General features: G+C 60.4%; 23 protein-coding genes. 8 read left to right on the top strand and 15 right to left on the bottom strand.

What is annotated here, in order from left to right; translation table 11 throughout:
• Positions 1 to 43: 43 nt before the first annotated feature.
• From rplI to ACNPM8_RS03710, 8 genes are all read right to left on the bottom strand, one after another.
• Positions 44 to 502, bottom strand: a complete 459-nt coding sequence (gene rplI / locus ACNPM8_RS03745) for a 50S ribosomal protein L9 (protein WP_105656588.1) — start codon at positions 500 to 502, stop codon at positions 44 to 46.
• Between the two features lie 17 nt (positions 503 to 519).
• A complete protein-coding gene (gene rpsR, locus ACNPM8_RS03740) occupies positions 520 to 759 on the bottom strand; it encodes a 30S ribosomal protein S18 (RefSeq protein WP_013350683.1) in 240 nt (79 codons plus the stop codon).
• A gap of 61 nt (positions 760 to 820) precedes the next feature.
• Positions 821 to 1390 carry a single-stranded DNA-binding protein gene (locus ACNPM8_RS03735; protein ID WP_013350684.1) on the bottom strand — a complete coding sequence of 190 codons (570 nt, stop codon included), beginning with the start codon at positions 1388 to 1390 and terminating at the stop codon, positions 821 to 823.
• A gap of 55 nt (positions 1391 to 1445) precedes the next feature.
• Positions 1446 to 1742: a 30S ribosomal protein S6 gene (gene rpsF, locus ACNPM8_RS03730; protein WP_060703203.1), complete on the bottom strand. Its 297-nt coding sequence runs from the start codon at positions 1740 to 1742 to the stop codon at positions 1446 to 1448.
• A gap of 170 nt (positions 1743 to 1912) precedes the next feature.
• Positions 1913 to 4003 carry an acyltransferase family protein gene (locus ACNPM8_RS03725; RefSeq protein WP_402735411.1) on the bottom strand — a complete coding sequence of 697 codons (2091 nt, stop codon included), beginning with the start codon at positions 4001 to 4003 and terminating at the stop codon, positions 1913 to 1915.
• Between the two features lie 116 nt (positions 4004 to 4119).
• Positions 4120 to 4611, bottom strand: coding sequence for a helix-turn-helix domain-containing protein (locus ACNPM8_RS03720; RefSeq protein WP_105656590.1), 492 nt, complete (start codon positions 4609 to 4611; stop codon positions 4120 to 4122).
• A gap of 140 nt (positions 4612 to 4751) precedes the next feature.
• Entirely contained in the window at positions 4752 to 5303 is a 552-nt protein-coding gene (locus tag ACNPM8_RS03715) for an LURP-one-related/scramblase family protein (RefSeq protein ID WP_448939315.1), read from the bottom strand.
• 94 nt (positions 5304 to 5397) lie between these two features.
• Entirely contained in the window at positions 5398 to 6678 is a 1281-nt protein-coding gene (locus ACNPM8_RS03710; protein WP_448939314.1) for a M18 family aminopeptidase, read from the bottom strand.
• A 240-nt stretch (positions 6679 to 6918) separates the two neighbouring features.
• Between ACNPM8_RS03710 and ACNPM8_RS03705 the strand changes: the two genes are divergently transcribed.
• On the top strand, positions 6919 to 7305 hold the full coding sequence (locus ACNPM8_RS03705; RefSeq protein ID WP_133833776.1) for a LapA family protein: 387 nt from the start codon (positions 6919 to 6921) through the stop codon (positions 7303 to 7305).
• A 71-nt stretch (positions 7306 to 7376) separates the two neighbouring features.
• Here the strand turns inward: ACNPM8_RS03705 and ACNPM8_RS03700 are convergent, their stop codons facing one another.
• The 7 genes from ACNPM8_RS03700 to ACNPM8_RS03670 all read right to left on the bottom strand — a co-directional run bounded on the left by ACNPM8_RS03700 (position 7377) and on the right by ACNPM8_RS03670 (position 15089).
• Positions 7377 to 8120, bottom strand: coding sequence for a response regulator (locus ACNPM8_RS03700; protein ID WP_105656594.1), 744 nt, complete (start codon positions 8118 to 8120; stop codon positions 7377 to 7379).
• Entirely contained in the window at positions 8078 to 9373 is a 1296-nt protein-coding gene (locus ACNPM8_RS03695) for a sensor histidine kinase (RefSeq protein ID WP_105656595.1), read from the bottom strand. Before ACNPM8_RS03695 ends, ACNPM8_RS03700 begins: the two co-directional genes overlap by 43 nt.
• A 34-nt stretch (positions 9374 to 9407) precedes the next feature.
• Positions 9408 to 10250 carry an ABC transporter permease gene (locus ACNPM8_RS03690; RefSeq protein WP_448939313.1) on the bottom strand — a complete coding sequence of 281 codons (843 nt, stop codon included), beginning with the start codon at positions 10248 to 10250 and terminating at the stop codon, positions 9408 to 9410.
• 4 nt (positions 10251 to 10254) lie between these two features.
• Entirely contained in the window at positions 10255 to 11181 is a 927-nt protein-coding gene (locus tag ACNPM8_RS03685; RefSeq protein ID WP_133833774.1) for an ABC transporter ATP-binding protein, read from the bottom strand.
• A 138-nt stretch (positions 11182 to 11319) separates the two neighbouring features.
• The gene (locus tag ACNPM8_RS03680) at positions 11320 to 12345 is read right to left on the bottom strand and encodes a YdcF family protein (protein WP_359189206.1); all 1026 of its coding nucleotides are present in this window, start codon (positions 12343 to 12345) and stop codon (positions 11320 to 11322) included.
• Positions 12346 to 12351: 6 nt separating this feature from the next.
• Entirely contained in the window at positions 12352 to 13785 is a 1434-nt protein-coding gene (locus ACNPM8_RS03675) for a phytoene desaturase family protein (RefSeq protein ID WP_448939312.1), read from the bottom strand.
• On the bottom strand, positions 13782 to 15089 hold the full coding sequence (locus ACNPM8_RS03670; protein ID WP_448939311.1) for a glycosyltransferase family 87 protein: 1308 nt from the start codon (positions 15087 to 15089) through the stop codon (positions 13782 to 13784). Before ACNPM8_RS03670 ends, ACNPM8_RS03675 begins: the two co-directional genes overlap by 4 nt.
• Positions 15090 to 15485: 396 nt before the next feature.
• On the opposite strand from ACNPM8_RS03670, the gene ACNPM8_RS03665 reads away from it, so the two are divergent.
• The 7 genes from ACNPM8_RS03665 (at position 15486) to ACNPM8_RS03635 (ending at position 23645) form a co-directional block, all read left to right on the top strand.
• On the top strand, positions 15486 to 16670 hold the full coding sequence (locus ACNPM8_RS03665) for a cytidylyltransferase domain-containing protein (protein WP_400289722.1): 1185 nt from the start codon (positions 15486 to 15488) through the stop codon (positions 16668 to 16670).
• A gap of 12 nt (positions 16671 to 16682) precedes the next feature.
• Entirely contained in the window at positions 16683 to 17576 is an 894-nt protein-coding gene (locus tag ACNPM8_RS03660) for an N-acetylneuraminate synthase family protein (RefSeq protein ID WP_105656602.1), read from the top strand.
• A gap of 87 nt (positions 17577 to 17663) precedes the next feature.
• Positions 17664 to 18659, top strand: a complete 996-nt coding sequence (locus ACNPM8_RS03655) for a glycosyltransferase family 2 protein (protein ID WP_448939310.1) — start codon at positions 17664 to 17666, stop codon at positions 18657 to 18659.
• Positions 18656 to 19999 (top strand): polysialyltransferase family glycosyltransferase, encoded by a 1344-nt coding sequence (locus ACNPM8_RS03650; protein ID WP_448939309.1) that lies wholly within the window; start codon positions 18656 to 18658, stop codon positions 19997 to 19999. Before ACNPM8_RS03655 ends, ACNPM8_RS03650 begins: the two co-directional genes overlap by 4 nt.
• Before the next feature lie 11 nt (positions 20000 to 20010).
• A complete protein-coding gene (locus tag ACNPM8_RS03645) occupies positions 20011 to 21021 on the top strand; it encodes a hypothetical protein (RefSeq protein ID WP_448939308.1) in 1011 nt (336 codons plus the stop codon).
• A gap of 8 nt (positions 21022 to 21029) precedes the next feature.
• Positions 21030 to 22262 carry a DUF6716 putative glycosyltransferase gene (locus tag ACNPM8_RS03640; protein ID WP_286134086.1) on the top strand — a complete coding sequence of 411 codons (1233 nt, stop codon included), beginning with the start codon at positions 21030 to 21032 and terminating at the stop codon, positions 22260 to 22262.
• 297 nt (positions 22263 to 22559) lie between these two features.
• A complete protein-coding gene (locus tag ACNPM8_RS03635; RefSeq protein ID WP_105656607.1) occupies positions 22560 to 23645 on the top strand; it encodes an inositol-3-phosphate synthase in 1086 nt (361 codons plus the stop codon).
• Positions 23646 to 23732: the final 87 nt, after the last annotated feature.

The following is a 23732-nucleotide window of genomic DNA, read 5'->3' as shown; positions in this document are numbered from 1 at the left end:
CGGAGTCCCCCCACCTCTTGAACAGAAGCTGAGTCTAGAAGACTTACTTCTTGGCAGCAGCTACAACCTGCAGGCGCAGGTTTGCAAGAACGTCAGCGTGAACGCGAACGGTTGCGGTGTAGTTGCCAGTCGACTTGATCTGGTCGTTGACCTCGATGTTGCGCTTGTCGATCTTACCCAGACCGGCAGCCTCTACGGCAGCAGCAATTTCGGTGGTCTTAACGGTGCCGAACAGGCGACCGTTCGAGCCAGCCTTCATGGTGATCTTCACCGGCTGGGACTTCAGCTTAGCTGCAAGTGCCTGAGCATCCTCAAGGTTTGCAACGGCGCGAGCAGCACGTGCAGCCTTGATCGACTCCACCTGCTTCTCACCGCCCTGGGTCCAGACGATTGCGAAGCCGCGTGGCAGCAGGTAGTTACGGGCGTAGCCGTTCTTTACCTCGACAATATCGCCAGCAGCACCGAGACCGGATACTTCGTGAGTCAGAATGATCTTTGCCATTTTGCTATCCCTCTTCCTTAGCCGCGGCCAGCGCCGGAGTAAGGCAACAGGGCTACTTCACGTGCGTTCTTGATTGCCTGTGCGATCTTGCGCTGTTCCTGAACGGAAACGCCAGTTACACGACGAGCGCGGATCTTACCGCGGTCGGAGATGAACTTGCGCAGCAGTGCGGTGTCCTTGTAGTCGATGACAGTGATGTCAGCGGCCTTCAATGGGTTGGACTTTGGTTTGGGCTTACGGATTTCAGCCTTAGCCATCGTGGAGCTCCTTAGCTTTGGAGCCCGCAGAGTGATCTGCGGGATGGTGAATAAATATTGTTTAGAAAGGCGGTTCGTCTGCGCCCGGGTTGCCCCAGCCGCCACCGTTGTTTCCGCCGGTGCTCCATGGGTCTGCGGCTGGAGCATTCCATCCGCCACCCTGCTGAGGCTGCTGCTGACGCGGCGCCTGAGCTGGTGCACTTTGCTGCGGTGCGTTGGAGAAACCTCCACCACCGTTGCCGAAGCCACCGTTGCCACCGCCGGAGCGCTGGGTACGGGTGACCTTGGCGGACGCGAAACGGAGCGATGGGCCGATTTCATCGACTTCAAGCTCCATGACGGTGCGACGTTCGCCTTCCTTGGTGTCGTAAGAACGTGAACGCAACCGGCCCTGGGCGATGACACGCATGCCCTTGGTCAGCGTTTCAGCAACGTTCTCTGCAGCTTCGCGCCACACCGATGCGCGCAAGAACAGGGCTTCCCCGTCCTTCCACTCATTGGACTGGCGGTCAAAGGTGCGAGGAGTCGAAGCGATCGTAAAGTTCGCTACGGCTGAACCGGACGGCGTAAAACGCAGCTCCGGATCGGCAGTCAGGTTTCCGATAACGGTAATAACAGTCTCGCCTGCCATTGACTCTCCTTAAAAAGATTGAACGTTAATTCCTACGACGGAAGGTTGCGCGTAATTAAACGCGTGCCTCTTCCGGACGGGTGACCTTGTGGCGCAGGATCAGTTCGTTGATCTTGAGCTGGCGCTCAAGCTCAGCGGAAGCTGCTGGCTCTGCGGTGTAGTTCACCACTACGTAAGTGGCTTCTGCCTTCTTCTTGATCTCGTAGGACATCTTGCGACGACCCCAGACATCAACCTTTTCGATAGTGCCACCGTTGGAGCGGACAACCTCGAGGTACTTCTCGATGGTTGGCTCTACGGTGCGGTCATCGACCTCTGGATCAATGAGGACCATAAGTTCATAAGCACGCATGTGAACCCACCTCCTTTGGGCTAAACGGTCGCGGTATTTCCGCAACAGGAGGTTCTTGCGTTATCTGTGCACCAGACGCCCAACTTTCGGGCATGCAGTGGCACAGACCTTCCAATCCTACCCGAGAGACCCGAACTTGCATAAGCCTTGGTGTCCTAAATCATGCTGGGCTACTCGGAATCCAAGGCAGCCTCGATCCTTTCGCCAAAGATCGGGGCCAAGGTGCGCATGTAGGTATCACTGATGTGGTGCTTGTCCCGGTAGACCAAGACATTCCCCACCACTGCCGGGCAGGTTCCATCCATGCAGAAGTAATCGCTGAAGTCGAGCACTTCGACGCGCGGCTCCAGTTCGGCGGCCTGCTTGGTGGCATCGCCCACTTCATAGGCTCCCTTTTCCGGGAAGGCGCACTTATCCGGGTTCTGCACGTTTTCTTCCACGCAGTCGCGCGCATAGGAATCCTGCGGCGGCCGCGGGGTGTCCACAATGGCGTAGACCGGCAGGCCCGCGTCTTCAAGGGTGGACCACGTCGAAGCCAGCCCCTGTGCCGCGTCAGTGGTAAAGGTGGCTCCTCCCCAACTCGAGGTGATCACCGCGTTGATGTCATCGCGCGCAGCCAGAGCTTCCATGGTCTGGTCGATGGCTTCTTCGCAGTTGATGCTGCCATCCCGATCCGCCTTGCGCTGGGCCTCGGAGAACGGGCAGGAATTCTTCAGATAGGTCACCACTTTCCAGCCCTTGCTTTGGGCGTATCGGCTGACGGCCTCGAACCAGTGGGCTGCATGGGAATCACCCACCAGGGCCACGGTGTAGCTGGCGTCCTCGCTGCCGAATTCGCATTCCTTGATCTGCGTGGATTTCGGTTCCTGGACGCAATCTCCCAGTTCGGGCTGGTCCTCGGCGGCCGTCGCAGGAAGCGGGACGACCTGGCGATGGCCGGAAAGGTACGCAGGTGCGCCCTGGCCCACGGAGGCCGCGCCAAAACCAGCTGGCGGGTTTTGCATCATCGCGCCCAGCTCACGCTGCTCCTGGCCCACAAGATGCTGCTGCATGGCACCTGGCAATAGCGCGATGGACGCGGCCAGCCCGACCATCGCCGCCCCTGCAATCAAGGAGCGGGCAGGAGAACCGGCTATGGGGCGGAAGTGGCGCATGGGAGTTTCGACCCACTTCAAGCTGGCCCAAGCCAAGAGCAGGGACCCGGCCAGCAAGGCCAGCGACTGCAATGGGTCCGGGTTGCCCCCGGCCAGTTCGATGAAGAATACGATCAGCGGCCAGTGCCACAGATATAGCGAATACGAGGCGAGGCCGACCCATTGAACGGGAGCCCAGTTCACCAGCGGGTGCAGGGAACCAGGTCCTCGCGTACTGCCTGCGGCAATCACCACGGCGCAGCCAAGAACCGGGAGGGCCGCCGCAATCCCCGGGAAGACTGTTGTGGCGTTGTAGCTGAATGCCGCGAAGCAGATCGCCGCCAAAGCCACGAGTACGGCAAGATTTCTGAACTGCCAGCTGGTTGCCCACGGTGGAAGCTTCAAGGCGCCGTTGGCGTGCGCCTGGACTGCCAAGGCCAGCAGTCCGCCGACGGCCAGTTCCCAAATGCGGGTGGTGGTGATGAAGTATCCGGCGCTATTGCCTGAGTAACCGGCATAGGCCGAGTATCCCAGCGACAAAAGTGCGGTGGCTGAGAAAATGATCCAGAGCATGCGGCGCCGCGGGGCAAATCCATCGCCACTGCTAGCGTCCGCATTCGGTTTGGCCAACAGGCACACGGCCAAAACCAGCAACGGCCAGAAAAGGTAGAACTGCTCCTCCACGCCCAGGGACCAGAAGTGCTGCAACGGCCCGGGTGCTTGATCCGAAGCGAGGTAGTCGACGGAGTCGGCGGCGAGAACCCAGTTCTGCACCGAGAAGGCAGAGGCGATGGCCTGGGTGCCCAAGGCACCCCACTGGGTTTTGGGAAAGATCAGCAGGCTTGCCACGACAACTACCAGGATCACCAGCATGGCAGCCGGGAGGATTCTTCGCGCTCGGCCGGCAAAGAAGGCTGCGAGGCTGACCCGGCCGGTGCGTTCGGCTTCACGCAGCAGGTGCGAGGTAATCAGGAAGCCCGAGATGACGAAGAAGATGTCAACCCCGATATAACCGCCTGGAACTGCGGATGGCTCAAGATGATAGGCGACGACCAGCAGAACCGCCAAGGCGCGGAGCGCTTGGATCTCCGGGCGGAAATTCTTGACCTGCAGGGAATTCGAACTCATAGTCATTGATCAGACCAGCAGGGGGTAAACAGCAGGTTATCAATGGGCAACAGTCGGTCTAACGACCCGTGGGAACCTCATGGGCGGTGCCTGGGTTTGCGCTTCGCAGCATGGACCTAGCCCAGCAGTTTCCGATTTGCCGTGGACAGCGGGTATTTGGCGTCGAGTTTGGCATCCAGGCTCAGACGGAAAGCAGCCTCAAGCAGCAGCTGCCCGACGCCCCAGTACACCGGGATCAGCAACCAGATGTACCACCCAAAGTTGCCGGTGGTAGCCAAGATGACCGTGCCGAAAGTGACCAGGATGCCCAGCCCGCGGAACACGGCCAGGATCCCCTTCGTTGCCGAATCCCGACGATCTTGATCTGCTTGGGCCCGCGCTTCAAGCCCATCCACGGCCTCGGAGAACTTCGGAGTCTGGACGCTTTTGAACAGGTCTCCAACCGGCACCTCCAAGGCCTTGGCGACCAGTGAGATAGTCTCCAAGCTCGCATCATTTCCGGCTTCGAGCCGTTGGACCGTTCTGACAGTGATGCCGCTTTCGGCGGCTAGACGTTCTTGCGTCCAGCCCTTGGCACGGCGAAGCTCTGCAATCCGTGATTCATTCATGCCACTTACGCTAGCCAATGGCGCCCCGAAAGCACCACGACATCGACGTGACAGTTACCCGACTGCAACACGACAGCGGCCAAGAACCAAGGCTGGCCTGCGACGAAGAAGTATTCCTGGCGGCGCCTACCTCAGCTCCGTTAAGAATTGCGCTGTTGCTTTTCACGGATCAAATCCAGTGCCAGCACCGAGCCGATCACTGCCTGGCGTTGCTGTGCGTTGAGGTTTTTCGCCAAGCGCAGGGCATAGGTTGACTTGCCGAGCAATGCGTTGCCCATCCCGGACCATTCCCGGGTCACGGTTCCCAGAACTCCGCCGGGACCGGTGATCCGGAAGTCGAAGTCCCAGATGCTACCCAGTAACTCGAGCTCTTCGCCCAGCATCGAGATGGAGACCCTGGTTTTGAAGAAAGTGATCCTCTTGACCAGGCTGGCCAGCGGGGCAGCGTTGCCATCAAGGATTTCAAAACGATCGCGGCCCATGGTCATCGTGTCCTTGACCATGACAACCGGATTGCCTGGTCCGTCAAAGACGGTCAGTTCGCGAGCCCCGACGAACATGCGGCCCAGCGCGCTTCCGCCGGTATCCACGTGGGCAATCTGCATCCCGGACGAATCAAGGATCGCGAAGTCGTTCTTCGAGATGTTCTTCGTCTGCTGGAAGATCAACGTGTTCTGGTTGAGGATCGTCATGGTGCCGATTATGCCACCAGTAAACCGTACCGCGCGAAGATCCCCCGGGGAGGCGAAAAGCCAGCCCGCAGGCCGGCTTTTCAGGTTGGACTTGCTAGGCTCCGAAGAACTCGCGAGAGACCTTGGACAGATACCAAGGGTCGTCAACGCCGCACATCTCGCGGGCCGAGTGCATGGACAGCAGCGCGACTCCCACATCCAGGGTGCGAATGCCCAGTCGGGTCGCGGTCAATGGTCCAATGGTGGATCCGCACGGTACGCGGTTATTGGACACGAACTCCTGGTAGGGAACTCCCGCCGACTCGCACCAGTTGGCGAATGCGGCAGCACCCACCGCATCGGTGGCATAACGCTGGTTCGCATTGATCTTCAGCAGCGGGCCGGCATTCAGCTGCGGACGGTTGGCTGGGTCGTGGCGCTCTGGGTAGTTCGGGTGAACCGCGTGGCCAGCATCGGCAGACAGGCATACAGAATTCGACAGGGCGCGAGCGGTGTCTTCAACTGAGGCATCCATGGATGCCTGGATGCGGTTGATCAGCTCTTCCAGGAATGGGCCGCAAGCGCCCGAGCGCGAGGAGGAACCCAGTTCTTCGTGGTCGAAGGCAGCAAGCATGGCAATGCGGTTGCCTGCTGGCTTGCGGGAATGGCCCGTCAGCGCAATCAGGCCTGCGTGCACCGAAGTGAGGTTATCCAGCCGGGCGCTGGCGAAGAAGTTCTTGCCCTCGCCAAAGACCCCGCCGCGCTGCGCGGGCGCGGTCAGGATGTCGTAGCCGGCTACCTGGGCCGGGTCGACACCTGCAGACTTCGCCAGGATCGCCAGGATGTCGGCATCCGCCAGATCGCCGGCGCCAAAGATTGGATTGGTGTGGGTCTGCTTGTCCAGGGTCAGGCCCTCATTGACCTGGCGGTCCAGATGGATCGCCAGTTGCGGGATGCGCAGGATTGGTTCGGTCTTCGCCAGGTGCTCGGAACCGTCCTTGAGCACCAATCGGCCGGCGAGCACCAGTTCGCGGTCCAGCCAGGAGTTCAGCAGCGGTCCGCCGTAGACTTCGACCCCTGCCTGCCACCAGCCGTTGGAACCGGTGGTTGGCTTCGGCTTGAGCTTGAAGCCCGGCGAGTCGGTGTGGGCGCCGAGGATGTGGAATCCGCTGGTCGCAGTGGCAGCTTCTGGCTGCACCCAAGCGATGATCGCACCGTCGCGGACCACGTAGTAGGAACCCGGGACCAGGTTCCAAGCCTGCTTTTCGTCCAGACCGGTGAATCCAACAGCGTCCAAGCGCTGCGCGGCCGAGGCCGCGGCGTGGTAGCTCGATGGCGAGGTTGCGACATATTCGGCCAGATCTGCAATGTGGGCCATTGCTGCGGCTTGTGCCATGGCTGGTTACTCACTTCTTTCTGTCAAGAGATGTTTGTCAGACGGTTCTTCAGGTTTTGGTTCCCGCCTGAAAAGTCGAATTGCCTCCCAGCTTAGTAGCCTGAACCACATTTGCTGATGTCCTGCTGGGCCTGCCTCCGCCCTGGCAACCTGGCAGACACCCCTATCCGGGTCTTGACTTGGCACCTCGCTCTCGACGAAGCTGAAAGCAGTCCCGGAGACAAGGAAAGCGAGTTCATCATGGCTACGGCTGATCGAACACCAGAGCAAGAGAACATTCCAGCAGAATCACGCGAGGTCGAAGTGGAGACCACCGTACCGATGGATTCCAAGGTCCAACGGGCCAAACCTGCCGGTGCAGATAAGCTCCCAGCGACCAAGTTGGGTCGTATCTGGACCGCTACGATCTTCGGCTTGCTCGTGCTGATCCTGCTGATCATCTTCATTGCCCAGAACCAGGAGCAGGTGACCCTGAACTACTTCGCGTATCAGGGACAGGTCAACCTCGGGCTGGCATTGTTCTTTGCCGCTATTGGTGGCGCCCTAGTGGTCGCGATCGCCGGGGTGGCCCGCGTGATACAGCTGCGCTCTACGGCGAAGAAGCAGCGCAAGGCCAATAAGCGCTAGAAAGCTCCATGGCCGCCGGGCGGAACCCCATGGGGTTTCACCCGGCGGCCATTTTGCTGCCTCAGCGAAGCCTAGTAGTCCAGGCCTTGGGATGGAATGACCAGCCCGGTCTCGTAGGCGTACACCACCGCTTGAACACGGTCGCGCAGATGCAATTTGGTCAGGATGCGCCGCACGTGGGTTTTCACCGTCGCTTCGGAAAGGAAGAAACGGTGTGCAATCTCGGCGTTGGATAGTCCCTCGGAAAGCGCACGCAGCACTTCCTGCTCACGCGGGGTGAGATCATCGAGCAGCGGGTCATGCGGAGTTTCGGCCGGCTGGTTCCGATTCCCGGCGCCAGCGTTGCGCACATAGGTTTCCAGCAGGCGGGCAGTCACCCGGGGTGCCACCACAGCGTCGCCGGAAGCTACCAGGCGCACCGCTTGGACCAGTTCTTCCGGGGCCACGTCCTTGAGCAGGAACGCACTGGCTCCTGCCTGCAGCCCTGAGAAGGCGTACTCGTCCAGGTCAAAGGTCGTCAGGATGATGATCTTGGTTTCCGGATGGTCCTTGGCGATGCGTTCGGTCGCTTCCAAGCCGTCCATCTTGGGCATGCGCACATCCATCAGGACCACATCGGGTTTCAGTGCGGCCGTCTGGGCAAGGGCATCGAGTCCATCGACAGCTTCGCCGGCGATGACGATGTCGTCTTCACCTTCGAGGATGAGGCGGAATCCCATGCGTAAGAGGGGCTGGTCATCGACCAGCAGTACCTTGATTTTGTCTTCCACGCTTATTCCTTCACTGCCTTCTGGTTTTCGTTCTGCAAGCTGCATTCGGGTAGCTTGAGGACTGCTTTCACAATCCATCCGCCACTGGCTACCGGTCCGGCATCAACCGTTCCGCCAAAAAGCGCGGCTCGTTCGCGCATGCCGCGCAGCCCGCGTCCGCTGCCGATACTCGGAACTCTCGTTGCATCTCCGTTGTCCATGATTTCCATGCGCAGTTCTTCGCGGCGCCGTTCCAGGCGAACCTGCACATCACTTACGTTACGGGCATAGCGCAAGGAATTAGTCAGGGACTCTTGAATGATACGGAAGACGGTCAGCTGGAAGGTGGTGTCCTCCGGCAACGGATCGCCCGTATGGGTAAATGAGACCGGCAGACCTGCGGTACGGAATCCTTCGAGCAATTGCTCCACGTTCCCGCCGGTAGGCTGCGGGGCCAGCTCTCCGGATTCTTCTTGGCGAAGCACGCCCAGCATGCGGCGCATATCCGCCAGGGCGGCGCGACCGGTTCCAGAGAGCTCATTGAGCACTTCGTCGGCACGGACCTGATCGCGCTTGGCCACCACTCGTGCCCCCTCTGACAGGGCAATCATCACCGAAAGCGAATGGGCGACAACGTCGTGCATTTCGCGGGCGATGCGGTTGCGCTCTTGCACCTGGGCCAGTCCGGAGACCTGCGAGGCCCAGTGATTCAGTTCAGCTTCGTGGATGCGCGCGTTGCGCACATTCATGCCCACCGCGGCTGCGGCAATGTAGAAACCGATGACGAAGCTGCCCGAGACGGCGATGATGACGCGCGTGAAGATGGTTTCGTCGATTCCATCTTGCGGGTCGAATTCCATTCCGGCCATGTCGGGGAAGCCCATCAGCACCATCAGGACCGTCTGGAAGCTGCCGGCCAAGATGGCCAGCGGGATGGTGCGTTTGGCCGAATAGCTGGTGGCGACCGTGTACAGGGCGATAATCATGCCTACCCCGCCCAGTCCACCTTGCGGACCAGCAATCACCAGGGCCAGGCATTCGAAAATGAACACCAGGATGATCACCGTCATCGGCGCCCGGCGCCGGTACAACAAGGCAGCGCTGACGGCGAGGGTGACGACCAGCAGGCCGGTGGCGTTGGCTTCTGGCATCGCTGCCATGACCAGGACACCGGGCAGTGTGAGCAGCAGATAGATGACTACCGCACCGATGACCACCAAACGTGGGTGGGTACGCAAATAACGGCGTATCCGGCCCATGCGCTTGGCGGCCAGTTCATCGAAGGAAACCACAGTTTCCTGCAGCGTCGGTTGGCTCATGTTTCCAGTCTAGTTTTCTCGATCAATCCCTGCGCTACTTGATGTCCCGCTTGGTCAGCAGGATTGCACCCAATACCAGTGGAAGCACCACCCAACCCGCCACGCCCAGCAGTTGCTGCCAGGTCTCCAAATTGGTGACAACACTTGCGGGCGTCGCCAACCCCATGCCCAACTGGTCAGGGGTGAACTTCGCGATATTCTGCGCCCAGTCGGTCAAGGCGGTCAGGATGGAAAGGATGATCGGCAGCACGAAGAACAGGGCAGCGAGGCTGGTGATGCCGCCGGCCGAGTTGCGCAGCAGCATCCCCAACGCCAAACCGATCAACGCCGCCATGGTCACCGCCAGCGTTCCGTACCAGAGCACCCGTTGGAAGGCATCGCTGCTGAATTCCAAGTTCATCTGGTAGTTCTCGGCAATCGGCTTGCTGATCGCGAAGGCCAAGAGCGAGCTGACGATCTGGACGACGGCAGTGAGCAGGATGATCAAGATGCCCTTGGCGGCCAGGACTCGCAGTCGCCGCGGGCTGGCCAGGAACGTGCTTACCGCTGAGCCGGTGGTGAATTCACCGCTGAAGAGCAGGACACCAAGCACGCCAAGGATCAGCTGGCTGAAGACCAGGCCCGAGCCGATGAGCTCAGCGGCGAATCCCGGGGCCGATAGGCCTTCCATGCCCGGCATCTGATCCGTGTCGCCCATGCTGGCACTGAGCGAACCAATGCCCCACGTGGCCACGGCTGCAATGCCCACATAGAACACGATGGCCAAGAGAACCAGGATGCGGGTGGAGTTCAGGGAGAAGAAACGGATGGACTCACTGCGCAGCACGCCGAAGAGGGTGACCTTGCCATGCGGTGCGGTTGCTAGATGGTTAGACATGTCCTTACTTCCCGCCGCCAGTCTCGGCAACTGTGTTCGAGTGGTATTCGACGGCATCGCGGGTCAATTCCATGTAGGCGTCTTCCAAGGTGCGTTGCAGCGGACGCAATTCGCTGAGCACCACCCCGTATTCCAAGGCACGGCGGCCAATGGATTCTGAATCGGGGCCGGTAACTTCCAGGCCATGCTCATCAATCCGGCGTAGCTGAATACCTTCACCATTCAACGCATTCATCAAGATCTCAATGTCGGCTGAACGCACAATGGTCTGGTCAAGACCGTTGTCGATGAATTCAGTGATCGGCGCATCGGCCATGATGCGGCCACGGCCAATCACGATCAGGTGATCCGCCGTCTGGGCCATTTCACTCATCAGGTGGGACGAGATGAAAACGGTTTTGCCATCGGCCGCCTGCTGGCGGGCCAGGTTGCGGACCCAAGCCACGCCTTCGGGATCCAGGCCGTTGACCGGCTCATCGAGGATCAGCACCTGCGGATCTCCAAGCAGGGCCGTGGCAATGCCCAGCCGCTGCCCCATGCCCAGCGAAAAGCCGCCGACCTTCTTGCGCTGCACGCTAGACAAGCCAGTCAGATCCAGCACTTCGTGCACTCGGGACTTCGGGATCCCCGCGGTAGCCGCCATGGCACGCAAATGCGCCAGCGGAGTCAGGGATTTGTGCACCGACTTAGCTTCCAGCAGGGTGCCGACTTCGGTCAGCGGGTGACGTGATTTCTTGAAATCGTGCCCGTTGACCAGCACTTCACCGCTGGTAGGTTTGGCCAGTCCCACGATCATGCGCATGGTGGTGGACTTGCCGGCACCATTCGGACCGAGGAACCCAGTCACCATGCCTTCTTGGACCGTGAACGACGCATTATCGACCACGGTTTTTCCACCGTATTTCTTCGTCAACTGCTCTGCCTGGATCATATTTCCAGCCTAGGGAATTCGAGCCCAGCTTTCACCGCCCCCAGTGCTGATTTATGGCTCAACCAAAAGGGTGATGGCAGGGAAGCGAAAACTGGGCCCATGCACCAGATGGTGCATGGGCCCAGGGTGCCAAGGAAGTTAGAAGGTCGTCGTGAGCACGAACATCATCCCTGCGACGGCTAATGCGAAGGGAAGGGCCAGCAAGATCATCAGCTTCTTTTGATCCCGCACGATCGCAACGCATTCCCTGAGGAAGGCACTCGGACGGTAGTAGGCCGCCGTTTTCCCGCCGAAGGCACGGGCATCCAGGCCGAGCTTGCGTGACGCCATCGCTGCACGCAGCGCATGATAGTCGCTGGTGACCAACCACAGCTGGCCATCCGGACGCTGGGCACGGACCAAGGCGTCGGAGAACTCCAGGTTCTCAAAGGTGTCCCTGGCCCGGTCTTCAACCAGAATCTGTTCATCGGCAATGCCCTGCTCACGCAGGTAGCGGGCCATGCTTACGCCCTCTGGTTCTTCCTCATCATGGCCCTGTCCCCCGGTCGGAACCATGAAGGGGCGAGGAGATGGCTGCAGTTGATGCAGGTCTATGCCCTTGTCCAAGCGGCCACGCAGCAACGGGGTGACCTTGCCATTGATTGTGCGGGCGCCAAGGACCACCACGGCGGCGGCTTCGCCCTTGGATGGGTATCTGGCGTGCACCCATGCGTACAGCAGCAGCATGGCGAACAAGCTCGCCGTGAAGACGGAGGCCATGAACAGGACGAAAGCCAGCGAATAGGTCCACCAGGATTCGATGCGAATCAGCAGCACCGCAATGACTGGCAGGACAAAGACGGATAGCCCGGCTGCCAACGACAGCAGATTCGCAGGTTTGGCTCCTTCGCGCCGGCACATCAGGATCCCGTTGTAGATCAGCGCGGCACCGAAGACAATGACCATCAGGGGGGTCAGCACCAGCACTATGGAGAAGAGGAACCCAAACCCGGGGATCACACTGGTCAATAGGTCGACGACCGCCGAAATGGTGAAGAACACCAGCGGCAAGAGAAGTGCAGCCAGACCCAAGCGGCGTGGGTCCTTGCGGTATTGCCGGATAAACAACCACCAGAGTGCTGCCAGGAAAACCCAGCCAACGAGCTGCGCGAGCACAGATTCCATTGCCTCTCAGTTCACCGATTTCCAATTTGCGATTCCGTATTCCCGCTTGAGCATCGATTGCGCTCCGAGGAATCCGCCCATGCCGTGCACCGACGGCCCCGGAGGCGCAGCCGAGGATACCAAGTACAGTCCTTTGGACTGCAGGTACCACGGGTCGGTCGAGATCCGAGGCCGCTTGATGCTGCCCAGCAGGTCCATGGTTCCCCCGGAAAGATCCCCACCGACCAGTGCCGAGTTCTGCACTTCCAAGTCCTGGGCGGTGACAATATGGGATTCAATGATTGTCTCGCTGAAACCAGGAGCTGCCTGTTCAATCATTTCCTTCAGTTCCCGGCTCATGTCTACCGGAGAATCCAGTGGCACGTGGCAGTAGGCCCAGATGACGTGCTGGCCCTGCGGTGCCCGCGAATCATCAAATTGCGAGGGCTGGGCAACAATCATGAACGGCTTCGCCGCTCCCCCGCGCACTGCGGCGCGTTCGGCCTTCCCGACCTGCGCCGCGGTGCCGCCCAGGTGCACGGTGCCGGCCTTGCCCAGAGTCTCGTCGCGCCATGGAACCGGTGCCGAAAGGACGTAGTGCACCAGGCAGCTTCCCGGCGAGCGCCGGATACTGCTCAACGCGTGCGAGAGCCGTTCAGGCAGGTGTCCTGTTGAAAGCTTGGCCGCGTTTTCGGCGGAGGTATCGAAGAGGATGCTCTGCGCAGAAAGCTCATCAACATGGTTGACGCGGGTGCCGGTAAGAATTTTTGCTCCATGAGCCATCGCTTCTTCGGCCAAGGCGTCGCTGATGGCTTGGGAACCTCCACGCGGGATGGCCCATCCCTTGCCGTGCGCTGTTGCTGCAAGGAACAGTCCTGCCCCGGCATTGGCCGGTCCGCGAGAGCCTCCCGCAACGTGGGCGGAACAGCCTGCGTAGAGCGCGGCGGCGCGTTCAAACTTTCCAGAAAAGAGTTCCTTGACGGCCATGCCCGCCACCGTGCTCACGGCAAAGGTCGCAAACGCTGCGGGGTTCGAGGGAACCCTCAGCAGAGGATTGAGCAGTGTCTGGCTGACCCCGTCAATCTGCTTGACCAGCGGTCCCAGGAGCCGGGTGTACATCTCGCCGTCCGCGCCTCCAAGTTCCTGCCCGGTGCGTTCCAGGTCCTTGTACGCGTAGGCGGTCCGGCGATCCAGCACATGGGCGAAGGACAGCTCGGGGACGATGAACTCCACCTTGTCGTGGACGCCCAGTTCATGCATGGCTTGGGATTGCATGGCCATCGGATGCACTGCGCTGCCCAAATCGAATTTCGCTGCAGAACCATTCAGCGGCTGCGTTCTGGCGGCCCCGCCGATGGTGTCGTTGGCTTCATATACCGTGACGCTTAATCCAGCACGGGCAGCAACTGCTGCGGCTGCTAGCCCATTGGGTCCCGCACCGACAACGGCAACATCGCTCATGATTTATTTCCCGCCACTTCATTCGTTTTCTTGGATTGAGGCAGCAGTCCGCGCAGGGTCCAGCGGTCCTCCAGTCCGGCGAATGGGCCGGCCAAAGGATCATCCTGGCCCACGGCACGAATCGGGTCGTGGCGTGGATCAAGAATTGAACGTGCCACCAAGAACATCAGGTATCCCAGCATCACCATATGCGCCAGCACCAGCACCGCATAACCGGTCTCAGGGAAGGCCTTCTGCGCTTCTTCCGCAGAGAGGGAATCAAGGTAGAACCAAACAGCGTAGAAGTGCGCGATTTCCACGAGCATCCAGACAACGAATTCGCGCCAGCGCGGCAAGGCGAGGGCGAACAGCGGAATCAGCCAGACGATGAACTGTGGTGAATACACCTTATTGACCATGACAAAGGAAGCAATGATCAAGAAGGCCATGGAGGCCAGGCGCGGGGTGCGTTTAGCAGTCAAGCCCAGCACTGCGACGCCCACGCAGCACAGGAAGAAGAGGATCAGGCCGTAACGGGAAATCTGTTCGGCTTCAAAGAGCGGGGCCCCTCCCCTGTTATCGGCGATGACATTCCATGCGTGCCAGAAGCTGGAGAAGCCTGCCCCGCGTTCAGAAGAGAAGTTGAAGAAGTGCATGAACGAGTCGGGGAACGCCAGCGCATAGGGGAGGTTCACCAGTGCCCATGTCGCCGCGGCGGTTCCGCCAGTCACCCAGAAGGTCTTGAGCCTGCCGGTGCGAATGGCCAATACCAGCACCGCGCCGAGGATGAAGAACGGATAGATCTTCATCGCGGCACCTAAGCCGATCAGCACCCCGGCAAGGACGGTGTGCTTTCGTGCGAATGCCAGCATGCCCAGGGCTAGCAAGGCCACAGCCCACATGTCCCAGTTGATGCTGCCGGCCAGGATGATGCCCGGGGCAATAGCCACCATTGCGGCATCCCACGGGCGGCGCCCGGTCATCCGCAGGGTGGCGATCACGGTGACCATCCACAGGATCGCAACGAGCAGCAGGTTGATGTCGAAGTACAGCAGCGAACGGTTTTCGATCCCCGTGGGGATGATCGAGGCAACGGCCGAGGCCACCGTGCTCATCAGTACCGGGTACTCGAACTGGGCGGTCGCGCTGAATGGCGCCCAGGGGTTCTCGGCGAAGCCGCGGGCGGAGAACAGCGGAACCCAGTCGCTGTAGCACGCATAGGCGTACGGGTTGTTGCCAGTCCACCCGTTGACCCGGCAGGGGTTCTTGGCAAGGAGCATCAGCAAGGCGCCCACGGTGGTCATCAGGATAATGACTCGTTCCACGCTGAAGAATCCTGGATCGACTCGGCCTGGATCGCTGTGTCGTCCCAGGCGGCCACCGATCATTGCGGTGAACTGTCGAAGGAACCCGTCAGCGCGTGATGGCACGGTAATCCGCAGGGGGCCACGCGTGGGCTGTGACTGGTTTGGCTCGTGCATACCCTCCAGCCTAAATGTTCTGTGCCTAAGCTCCGCCTTGCACACTCATGTTTCATTAGTCGCTTTGATCTTATATGCGGTTCCGAGGGCTCGAAATCCCTCTTCCGGATTCGCCTACTGGTACGTAAAACGCTTGCTGACCTCGCATTCAGCAAACAAACAGGTGATTACACCGGCACTTCACCGTGCGTTAACCCAGATGCCCCCTCTTAGTTAACTTGTGCCCATAGCGTCTTACTCGTGAGCAAAACCAACCAGCCAAATGCCATGGCGATCATCCCCGCCAGGGGAGGATCCAAGGGCATCCGGCTTAAGAACCTGCGTGAGATCGGCGGCAAATCGCTGCTGGGCCGCGCAATCGAATCAGCCAGATCCGCGGCGGCAGTCAGCGACGTCGTGGTCAGTACCGACCATGAGCAGATCAAGGCCGAAGCGCTTCGCTACGGGGCGCGAGTCATCGATCGACCGGCAGATATCGCCGGCGACACGGCCAGCAGCGAGTCAGTTCTGCTCCACGCGCTAGCGAATGCGGAATCTCAGCCAGAGATCACCGTGTTCATCCAGTGCACCAGCCCGTTCATCGATCCGGAGGATCTGGACGCAGCCATTGCGGCGGTTTCTTCGAAACGCGCCGACGTCAGCTTCGCAGCTGTAGCGGACCACGGTTTCCATTGGGGCCTGGATCCGCAGGGCGAAGCGGTCGCCGTAGGCCACGACAAGCTGCACCGTCCGCGTCGCCAGGATCGCGAACCGCGCTTCCGCGAAACCGGGGCCTTCTACGTGATGGATACCCGGGGATTCCGCGAGGCAGGGCACCGTTTCTTCGGAAAGGTCCGGGTTCACGAAGTTCCGGCAGAGCACGGCATCGACATCGATACCGAGGCAGACCTGCTGCTCGCTGGGCTGGCCGTTCCGGCCACCCAGGAACCGATCGAAGTCGACGCGGTCATCACGGATTTCGACGGGGTGCATACCCCGGACACCGCGTATGTCGATGAGCACGGAACCGAAACCGTGCGCGTCTCCCGCTCCGATGGAATGGGAGTGGCCCGGTTGCGGGCTGCCGGAGTGAAGTTCCTTATTCTCTCCAAGGAAATCAATCCTGTTGTCGCCGCCCGCGCCGCCAAGCTGAACGTCGAAGTGGCCCACGGAATCGACAACAAGGCCGAATACCTGGCCCGCTGGCTGGCTGACGAATCCATCAATCCGGCTCGTGTTGCCTACGTGGGCAACGACATCAACGATCTGGGCGCGATGGCATTGGTCGGCTGGCCGATCACCGTGGCCGATGCCCAGGAAGATGTGCACCGGGCAGCACGGTACAAACTGACCCGCAAGGGCGGGCACGGAGCGGTACGGGAACTAGCCGAACTGGTTCTCGCCGCACGCACCGCTACCAAGAGTTCTCCAAGTTTCACCCACTGAAAGGCAATACCCATGACTTCCATGACTACTGACATCAAGCCTGTTGCTATCGGCGACGTCCAGGTTGGCGCAGGCCAGCAGGTCTACGTCATCGGCGAGATCGGCATCAACCACAACGGCGACATCGAGATCGCCAAGCAGCTGATCGATATCTCTGCTGAAGCCGGTGCCAACGCAGTGAAGTTCCAGAAGCGCACCCCGGACATTTCCACCCCGATGGACATGCGCGACAAGATCCGCTCCACCCCATGGGGCGACATGACCTACCTGGACTACCGCTACCGCGTCGAGTTCGACCAGGCGCAGTACAAGGAACTCATCTCCTACGCAGCCTCCAAGGGCCTGCACGCCTTCGCCTCGCCATGGGATGTTCCATCGGTCGAATTCATGGAAGAGCAGGGTGCAGTCACCCACAAGGTCGCCTCCGCATCGGTCACCGACATCGAGCTGCTCAAGGCCCTGGCGCAGACCGGCAAGCCGATCATCCTGTCCACCGGCATGTCCACCATCGAGCAGATCGACAAGGCCGTCGAGACCCTGGGTACCTCGAACCTGGTCATGATGCACGCTACCTCCACCTACCCGCTGCCTCCTGAAGAGGCCAACCTGCGCATGATCGAGACCCTGCGCGACCGCTACCAGGTCCCAGTGGGCTACTCGGGCCACGAGCGCGGCCTGCAGATCTCGCTGGCTGCTGTTGCCCTGGGCGCAGTGACCGTCGAGCGCCACATCACCCTGGACCGCACCATGTGGGGTTCGGACCAGGCCTCGTCGCTGGAGCCAAAGGGCTTCGAGTCGCTGATCCGCGACATCCGCATCCTGGAGCAGGCCATGGGTGACGGCGTGAAGAAGGTCTTCCCAGGCGAGCTGGCACCGCTCTCGCGCCTGCGCCGCGTCGACGCCTAAGCACGCCAACGTATCCGGCGGTTGGACTCACCGACGGGTCCAACCGCCGTTTATTTTTGTCTGCATGAGGAAGGCCTTGAAGCACAGATGAGTTTGATCCCCGGGCGCATTTCCGTGGTTATCCCCGCCTATAACCAAGAAGCATATATTTGCGATGCCTTGTCATCGCTGGTCCGGCAGAAGCTGGGACGCTGGGAGCTGGAAGTGCTCGTGGTTGATGACGCTTCCGATGACCAGACTGCTGCCCTGGTTCGCAGCTACCAAGACCAATTGCCTGGCCTGAACCTGATCTCGCTGCCTGAGAATGCCGGAGTTTCTGCCGCCCGCAATGCCGGGTTGGAACAGGTCACCGGCGAATACTTCACCTTCCTCGACCCCGACGACTGGTACTCCCCCGAGCATTTGGAAGCCCTGGCGGAATCCTTGACCGAACTGCACGTGGACTTCGTGCGTTGCGATCATGTGCGTGTCACCGGCACCAATCGCGTCATCCACCGCGCCCCGCAGGCGTTGCGCGGCATGCCGCTGAACCCGGCCGATGACATTGAACCTATCGATTCGCCGTCCATGGTGGACTACGCCTTCGTGTGGGCGGGCATGTACCGCACCGACCTGATGCGCGCCCGCGAACTGATGTACTTCGACGCGCAGTTGCACAGCGCCGAAGACCGCCTCTGGCTATGGAAGCTGCATCTGAACACCGAGCGCTATTCCGTCGTTTCCTCCCCCGGGGTGTTCTACCGCCGCGGCCTGCCCGGCTCGCTGACCCAGGTCTTCGACCACCGTCAGCTCGGCTTCATTCCGGCCTACTCGCAGATCCTCACCGAGGTGCGCTTGCACTCGGACGCGGATCGCCACCTGCCCAAGGCGATGCGGCAGTTCTTCGCCATCGTGTGCCACCACGAGAAGCGCGCGAAGAACTACCCGCCGGAAGTCCGCTTGGAGATGAAGCAGAAACTGCGCCAGGTATTCACCACTATTGATGCGCCGATGGCCCGCCAGGTTGCCCTCGAGATGGACGTTGCCCGTCGCCGCCATATTCTCTCCTTCCTCCAGCCAGGTCAGATCGGGGCCGCCAAGTGATCGCACTGATTGAAGCCAGCAGCTATTTCCAGCTTGCTTCTCTGGCCGCGATGGCCGATGCAGGACTGCTCCCCGAGGCAGATGAACGAATTCTCGTCTTGGCTAACGGCTCGCAGGTTCCGGAACTGACTACTGCGTTGGATGAAGTCCCGGGCTTCGAGAAGCTTGCCGCCCGCTTTGACCGCGTGGTGGATTTCGCTGCGCTGACCTCCCCGCGTCGCCCGGCACAGTTCAACCCGCGTGAGGACGAGCTGCATATTTTCGAACGCCTCCTGCGCAGCGCTTGGGATCTGGGCAATGAACCCTTGACCTTGGTTCTGGAATCCATCCAGGTCAATCCGGCGCGTGCGCTGGCGCGTATTTTCTTTGATGCCCAGCTGTGGATCCACTCCGACGGCTTGATGTCCTATGGCCCAACCCGTAATCGATTGCCAATGCCGCTTCGCCAGCGCGTCATGGGCACCGTCCATGTGGACTTGGTTCCAGGACTGAAGCCTCACCTGCTCGCAGAGCTCGAGCCGCGGCGCGAGGTCTTGGCCACCGGCGGCCTGGCTGCAATCTTCGGCGAACTGGCCCAGGGGGCAGAATTCGATCTGCCAACCGGCAGTGCGCTGATCCTCGGCCAGTACCTGGGTTCCTTGGGCCTGATGGATGCCGAGGAAGAATTCGAGCTGCATCTGGAGATGCTCAACGAGGTGGCCCGCCGGGAAATTTCCACCGTCCTGTTCAAGGCGCACCCATCGGCCAGCGCCACCTCAGCGGCACGCTTGTCTGCAGCCGCCAGGGACATGGGGCTGGATTTCCGGCTGGTCGGCACCGATCATCTGGCGGAAACCGTCATCGCGGCGGTACGTCCAGCCGTGGTGATCTCCTGCTTCTCCACGGGCTTGGCCACCGCCAAGTACATCCTGGATACCGAGGTCTACGCAGTGGGCACCGGCAGACTGCTCCAGGCGCTGGCTCCCTACGAGAATTCCAACCGCATCCCGTTGTCCATCATCCATGCCTTGTTCGTCCAGGACGTGCCGGTTCCGGCGCACGGTGGCGGCAGCGACCGCCTCACCGAACTGCTGGCTGCCGTGGCCTACTGCATGCAGGCCGCGCAACTGCCTCACCTGCGCGAGCAGGCCGAGTCCTTCTTGTCCGCGCACTACCCGGAGTTCTCGGCTCATTTCAAGCGCCGGCGCATCACCAGGCTCGAGCTGCCTCCACGCTGGGCGCACATCAGCTCGCGCCGCTCGCTGCCTTCCAAAGTCCGCGGGGCCTCGCGCCGTGTGCTGCGCAATGGTTCCAAGCAGCTGGACACGCTTTCCAAATCCCTGAGCCGACTGGCAAAATGACCCTCACCATGATGAAACTGACTCAACATGACACCCACGAGGTGCCACGCCCGCGTTTCGGCACCGCGCACGTTTGGGTGGAGTCGCCACTGCAGCTGCTTTCGGCGGTAGAAACGCATGCAGCGGGGCTGCTGGGCACGGACATCCGGATCATCCCCCGTCAGGGAATGCCCCTGGAAGCCACGACGCAGGCAATGCTGAATCATGCCCCTGCAGGGGTTCATTTTGAACCGGCCGCTCGTAAGCCTCCGCAGCCCAAGGGCGCTGCCGATCGGTATGTCACCGGCGACGCCTACTCGGGCAAGATCCAGCGCACGCTGCTGGCAGGCGTACGGGCCAAGGAAATCGTGATCATCGATGACGGCATGGCTACGCTGGCCCTGATCAAGCAGCTCATTTCCGATGAGCCCACCCCGTTGGTGCGCGCCCGGACCAGGAATTCCGCAGCACGCGTGGCAATGGGATTGGCGACCTGGCATCGTTTGCGCCAGCTGGCCCGTGAAGATCGCCTGTTGATTGTTTCAGCGTTGTATGTCGACCCGGCATCCCGTCAGAAGATGGCTGATCTGGGGATCAAATTCGCGCAGCACAAGTTTGAATGGCTCGCTACCCAGCCGGTAGCCGAGCAGTTCACCGAACCAACCTTGCTGATCGGTTCGGCGATGGTGGCTGATGAGCTGATTTTTGAGCAGCCGTATCTGCGCTGGATTGAGCAGATCGCTTCCGAAGGCCCGGTTGCGTACTTCCCGCATCGCCGTGAAACTCCCGAATTGCTGGAGAAGATCTCGAGGATTGATCAGGTGGTGCTCAAGGAGCACACCGTTCCCATTGAAATGCGTTTGCGTGTCCTGCGACCAGGCCAGGAGATCCGCGCCTTGCCTTCCACGGTGATTCCATCCCTGCGCCTGCTGCTGGGTCCTGATGCCCGCTGCCTCTATCCGCAAGCCGTGATTGACAGCTGGTGGACCCCTGGTACCCCATCCGAGTTGCGCGAGCACCTATCCAGTTCATTGAAGGTGTGAATCAGCCGATGAAGCCATCAATACTTGCCATCGCCGACTCGGATTCCTATCTGAAGCTGGCAACGAGCTTCCTGAACCGCCTAGGTCCCGCATGGGATCGCAAGGTGTATTTGGCGCGGACCCCGGTGATGCCGACCGCCGACCAGATCGCAGCCGCCTTTGAAGGCACGGATCTGGATCCGGATATCCTGCAGGTGATTTCCGTATCCCAATTAGAAGCCGACACCGTAGATGAAGACATTGTTTTCGCTTCGGCTACCGGGCCGGTAGTTGCCGAGATCTACTCTCGCATGCTTCGCACCGAGCCGACTGATGGCCGGTGCACCGCACTGATTTCCGCCCTGCCTGGCGTGGCATTCCCCGCCACGCAGAAGGGGTGGAACTATCGTCGAGCCGGCGATGCGTTCATTTGCCATTCGCATGCCGAAGCCCGTGATTTCTCATTCATGATCGAAGGCCAGGTAGGGCACCAGCCGACCATCATGGTCAGCAAGCTCCCGTTCTTGCACTCGGCAGGATTCCCGCCAGCGCAAAAGCAGGTGGTCGAACGCTTGGTGTTCGCGCCGCAAGCGAAGGTACCTGCCCAAGAGAGCGAACGCGAGTCGATCCTGCTGGCTCTCGAGCAGGCTAGCAAGATGAATCCCGAACTTGAGGTGATCGTCAAGCTCCGCGCCAAGGCCGGTGAGCCCCAAACGCATCTCGAGGCGTTCCCGTACGATTCGCTGTTCGAGAAGTTGCAGTCCGAACGGCGGATCGGGCCCGAGTCGCGGCTTCGCTTCGATACCGGATCGATGAGTGAAGCATTGGCCGATGGCAGCGCCTTGGTGACAGTGTCTTCGACTGCTGCCTTGGAATCCATTGATCGCGGGTTGCCAACGCTGGTCCTTTCCGACTTCGGCGTCAGCGCGCAGATGATCAATACGGTCTTTGTTGCCTCCGGCGTCATCGGCACCTTGGATGACGTCGCCGGCTTGAGCTTCGGTGAACCTACCAAAGCCTGGTTGCGGGAAAACTACTTCCACAGGGTGGACCACAGTTTCGTTCAGTCCCTCGAGATTCTCGCGCAGCGAGCTCGAGCTGGAAAGCTGCACACTGATCCGGAAATGCTGGCGCATATTCGCCGCCAGCCTTTGCGCCACCGCCTCAGAACCACGTTGCCTGCACCGCTAGTCAGGGTTTTGGTGAAGTTGCGGCACCAGTTCGGGCTAGCACGCAAAAATGGCGCCAACTCATGGTCATGACCAACTAGGTCTTAGCCCATGAAGTCACTTTAATGCCTGAATTGATCGTCACTGTCAGTAGTATCCAATCCTTAGGTGCTTTACCTGCTATTGGTGCAGCTGCGCTGAGACAGTGCAGTAATAACCTCGGTTTCGCTAGCCCAGAGCGGCCGCCCCGATAGTTATTCGGTGATACCGGGCACGATTGGGAATGTTTGCACTCCATTAAGACTTAAGATCATTATGGGTCAATTTGCGCAATGCGCTTTTGCGCGCCCTATTGCCCAAAGGTTTTATACATTTCAATAAGGAGTTCATGTGTCGGCGAACCCGATTCGCGTTGCCATCGTAGGCGTAGGCAACTGCGCCACTTCCCTTATCCAAGGTGTTGAGTACTACCGAAACGCCGATGCTGATTCCACGGTTCCAGGTCTCATGCATGTGCAGTTCGGTCAGTACCACGTGGGCGACGTTCAGTTCGTTGCCGCCTTCGATGTCGACGCCAAGAAAGTCGGGCTCGACCTCTCGGAAGCCATCTTGGCCAGCGAGAACAACACCATCAAGATTGCCGACGTTCCAACCACCGGAGTGACCGTTCAGCGCGGCCACACCTTGGATGGCCTGGGCAAGTACTACCGCGAGACCATCGAAGAGTCTGCAGCCGAGCCAGTTGACATCGTCCAGTCCCTGAAGGACAACGAAGTCGATGTCCTGGTTTGCTACCTGCCAGTTGGTTCCGAGCAGGCCGCCAAGTTCTACGCGCAGTGCGCCATCGACGCAGGCGTTGCATTCGTCAATGCCCTGCCAGTATTCATCGCCGGCACCCCAGAGTGGGCGCAGAAGTTCACTGACGCCGGTGTGCCAATCGTTGGCGACGACATCAAGAGCCAGATCGGCGCAACCATAACCCACCGCGTGATGGCCAAGTTGTTCGAAGACCGCGGCGTTGTCCTGGACCGCACCTACCAGCTGAACGTTGGCGGCAACATGGACTTCAAGAACATGCTCGAGCGCGATCGCCTGGAGTCCAAGAAGATCTCCAAGACCCAGGCAGTCACCTCGAACACCTCCGCCGCCTTGGGCGAAGACGACGTGCACATCGGCCCAAGCGACTACGTTGCATGGCTTGATGACCGCAAGTGGGCTTTCGTCCGCCTCGAGGGCCGCAACTTCGGCGATGCTCCGGTCAACCTGGAATACAAGCTGGAAGTTTGGGACTCGCCAAACTCGGCCGGCGTGATCATCGATGCCGTACGCGCAGCGAAGATCGCCCTGGACCGCGGCATCGGCGGTCCGATCCTGTCGGCTTCGAGCTACTTCATGAAGTCGCCACCAGAGCAGTACGACGATGAGACCGCGCGCAACAAGGTGGAAGCCTTCATTCGCGGCGACATCGAGCGCTAGCCCTCCGCGTTAGCGGAAAGGCAATGGCCAGGACCGTTCGGTCCTGGCCATTGCTGTATTCGACAGTGCTCTGGATGCGGAGAAGCC

The organism is Glutamicibacter sp. AGC46 (genome assembly GCF_053543715.1).
This window is presented reverse-complemented; position numbering and strand designations above follow the sequence as displayed.

What these genes read in the sequence shown, in the direction of transcription:
- ACNPM8_RS03685 (WP_133833774.1), bottom strand. Translation starts at nt 11,181, where the DNA reads ATGATCCAGGCAGAGCAGTTGACGAAGAAATACGGTGGAAAAACCGTG.
- ACNPM8_RS03690 (WP_448939313.1), bottom strand. Translation starts at nt 10,250, where the DNA reads ATGTCTAACCATCTAGCAACCGCACCGCATGGCAAGGTCACCCTCTTC.
- rpsR (WP_013350683.1), bottom strand. Translation starts at nt 759, where the DNA reads ATGGCTAAGGCTGAAATCCGTAAGCCCAAACCAAAGTCCAACCCATTG.
- ACNPM8_RS03645 (WP_448939308.1), top strand. Translation starts at nt 20,011, where the DNA reads ATGAAACTGACTCAACATGACACCCACGAGGTGCCACGCCCGCGTTTC.
- ACNPM8_RS03720 (WP_105656590.1), bottom strand. Translation starts at nt 4,611, where the DNA reads ATGAATGAATCACGGATTGCAGAGCTTCGCCGTGCCAAGGGCTGGACG.
- rpsF (WP_060703203.1), bottom strand. Translation starts at nt 1,742, where the DNA reads ATGCGTGCTTATGAACTTATGGTCCTCATTGATCCAGAGGTCGATGAC.
- ACNPM8_RS03735 (WP_013350684.1), bottom strand. Translation starts at nt 1,390, where the DNA reads ATGGCAGGCGAGACTGTTATTACCGTTATCGGAAACCTGACTGCCGAT.
- ACNPM8_RS03680 (WP_359189206.1), bottom strand. Translation starts at nt 12,345, where the DNA reads ATGGAATCTGTGCTCGCGCAGCTCGTTGGCTGGGTTTTCCTGGCAGCA.
- ACNPM8_RS03700 (WP_105656594.1), bottom strand. Translation starts at nt 8,120, where the DNA reads ATGCAGCTTGCAGAACGAAAACCAGAAGGCAGTGAAGGAATAAGCGTG.
- ACNPM8_RS03705 (WP_133833776.1), top strand. Translation starts at nt 6,919, where the DNA reads ATGGCTACGGCTGATCGAACACCAGAGCAAGAGAACATTCCAGCAGAA.
- ACNPM8_RS03710 (WP_448939314.1), bottom strand. Translation starts at nt 6,678, where the DNA reads ATGGCACAAGCCGCAGCAATGGCCCACATTGCAGATCTGGCCGAATAT.
- ACNPM8_RS03715 (WP_448939315.1), bottom strand. Translation starts at nt 5,303, where the DNA reads ATGACGATCCTCAACCAGAACACGTTGATCTTCCAGCAGACGAAGAAC.
- ACNPM8_RS03675 (WP_448939312.1), bottom strand. Translation starts at nt 13,785, where the DNA reads ATGAGCGATGTTGCCGTTGTCGGTGCGGGACCCAATGGGCTAGCAGCC.
- ACNPM8_RS03655 (WP_448939310.1), top strand. Translation starts at nt 17,664, where the DNA reads ATGAGTTTGATCCCCGGGCGCATTTCCGTGGTTATCCCCGCCTATAAC.
- ACNPM8_RS03725 (WP_402735411.1), bottom strand. Translation starts at nt 4,003, where the DNA reads ATGAGTTCGAATTCCCTGCAGGTCAAGAATTTCCGCCCGGAGATCCAA.
- ACNPM8_RS03695 (WP_105656595.1), bottom strand. Translation starts at nt 9,373, where the DNA reads ATGAGCCAACCGACGCTGCAGGAAACTGTGGTTTCCTTCGATGAACTG.
- ACNPM8_RS03660 (WP_105656602.1), top strand. Translation starts at nt 16,683, where the DNA reads ATGACTTCCATGACTACTGACATCAAGCCTGTTGCTATCGGCGACGTC.
- rplI (WP_105656588.1), bottom strand. Translation starts at nt 502, where the DNA reads ATGGCAAAGATCATTCTGACTCACGAAGTATCCGGTCTCGGTGCTGCT.
- ACNPM8_RS03640 (WP_286134086.1), top strand. Translation starts at nt 21,030, where the DNA reads ATGAAGCCATCAATACTTGCCATCGCCGACTCGGATTCCTATCTGAAG.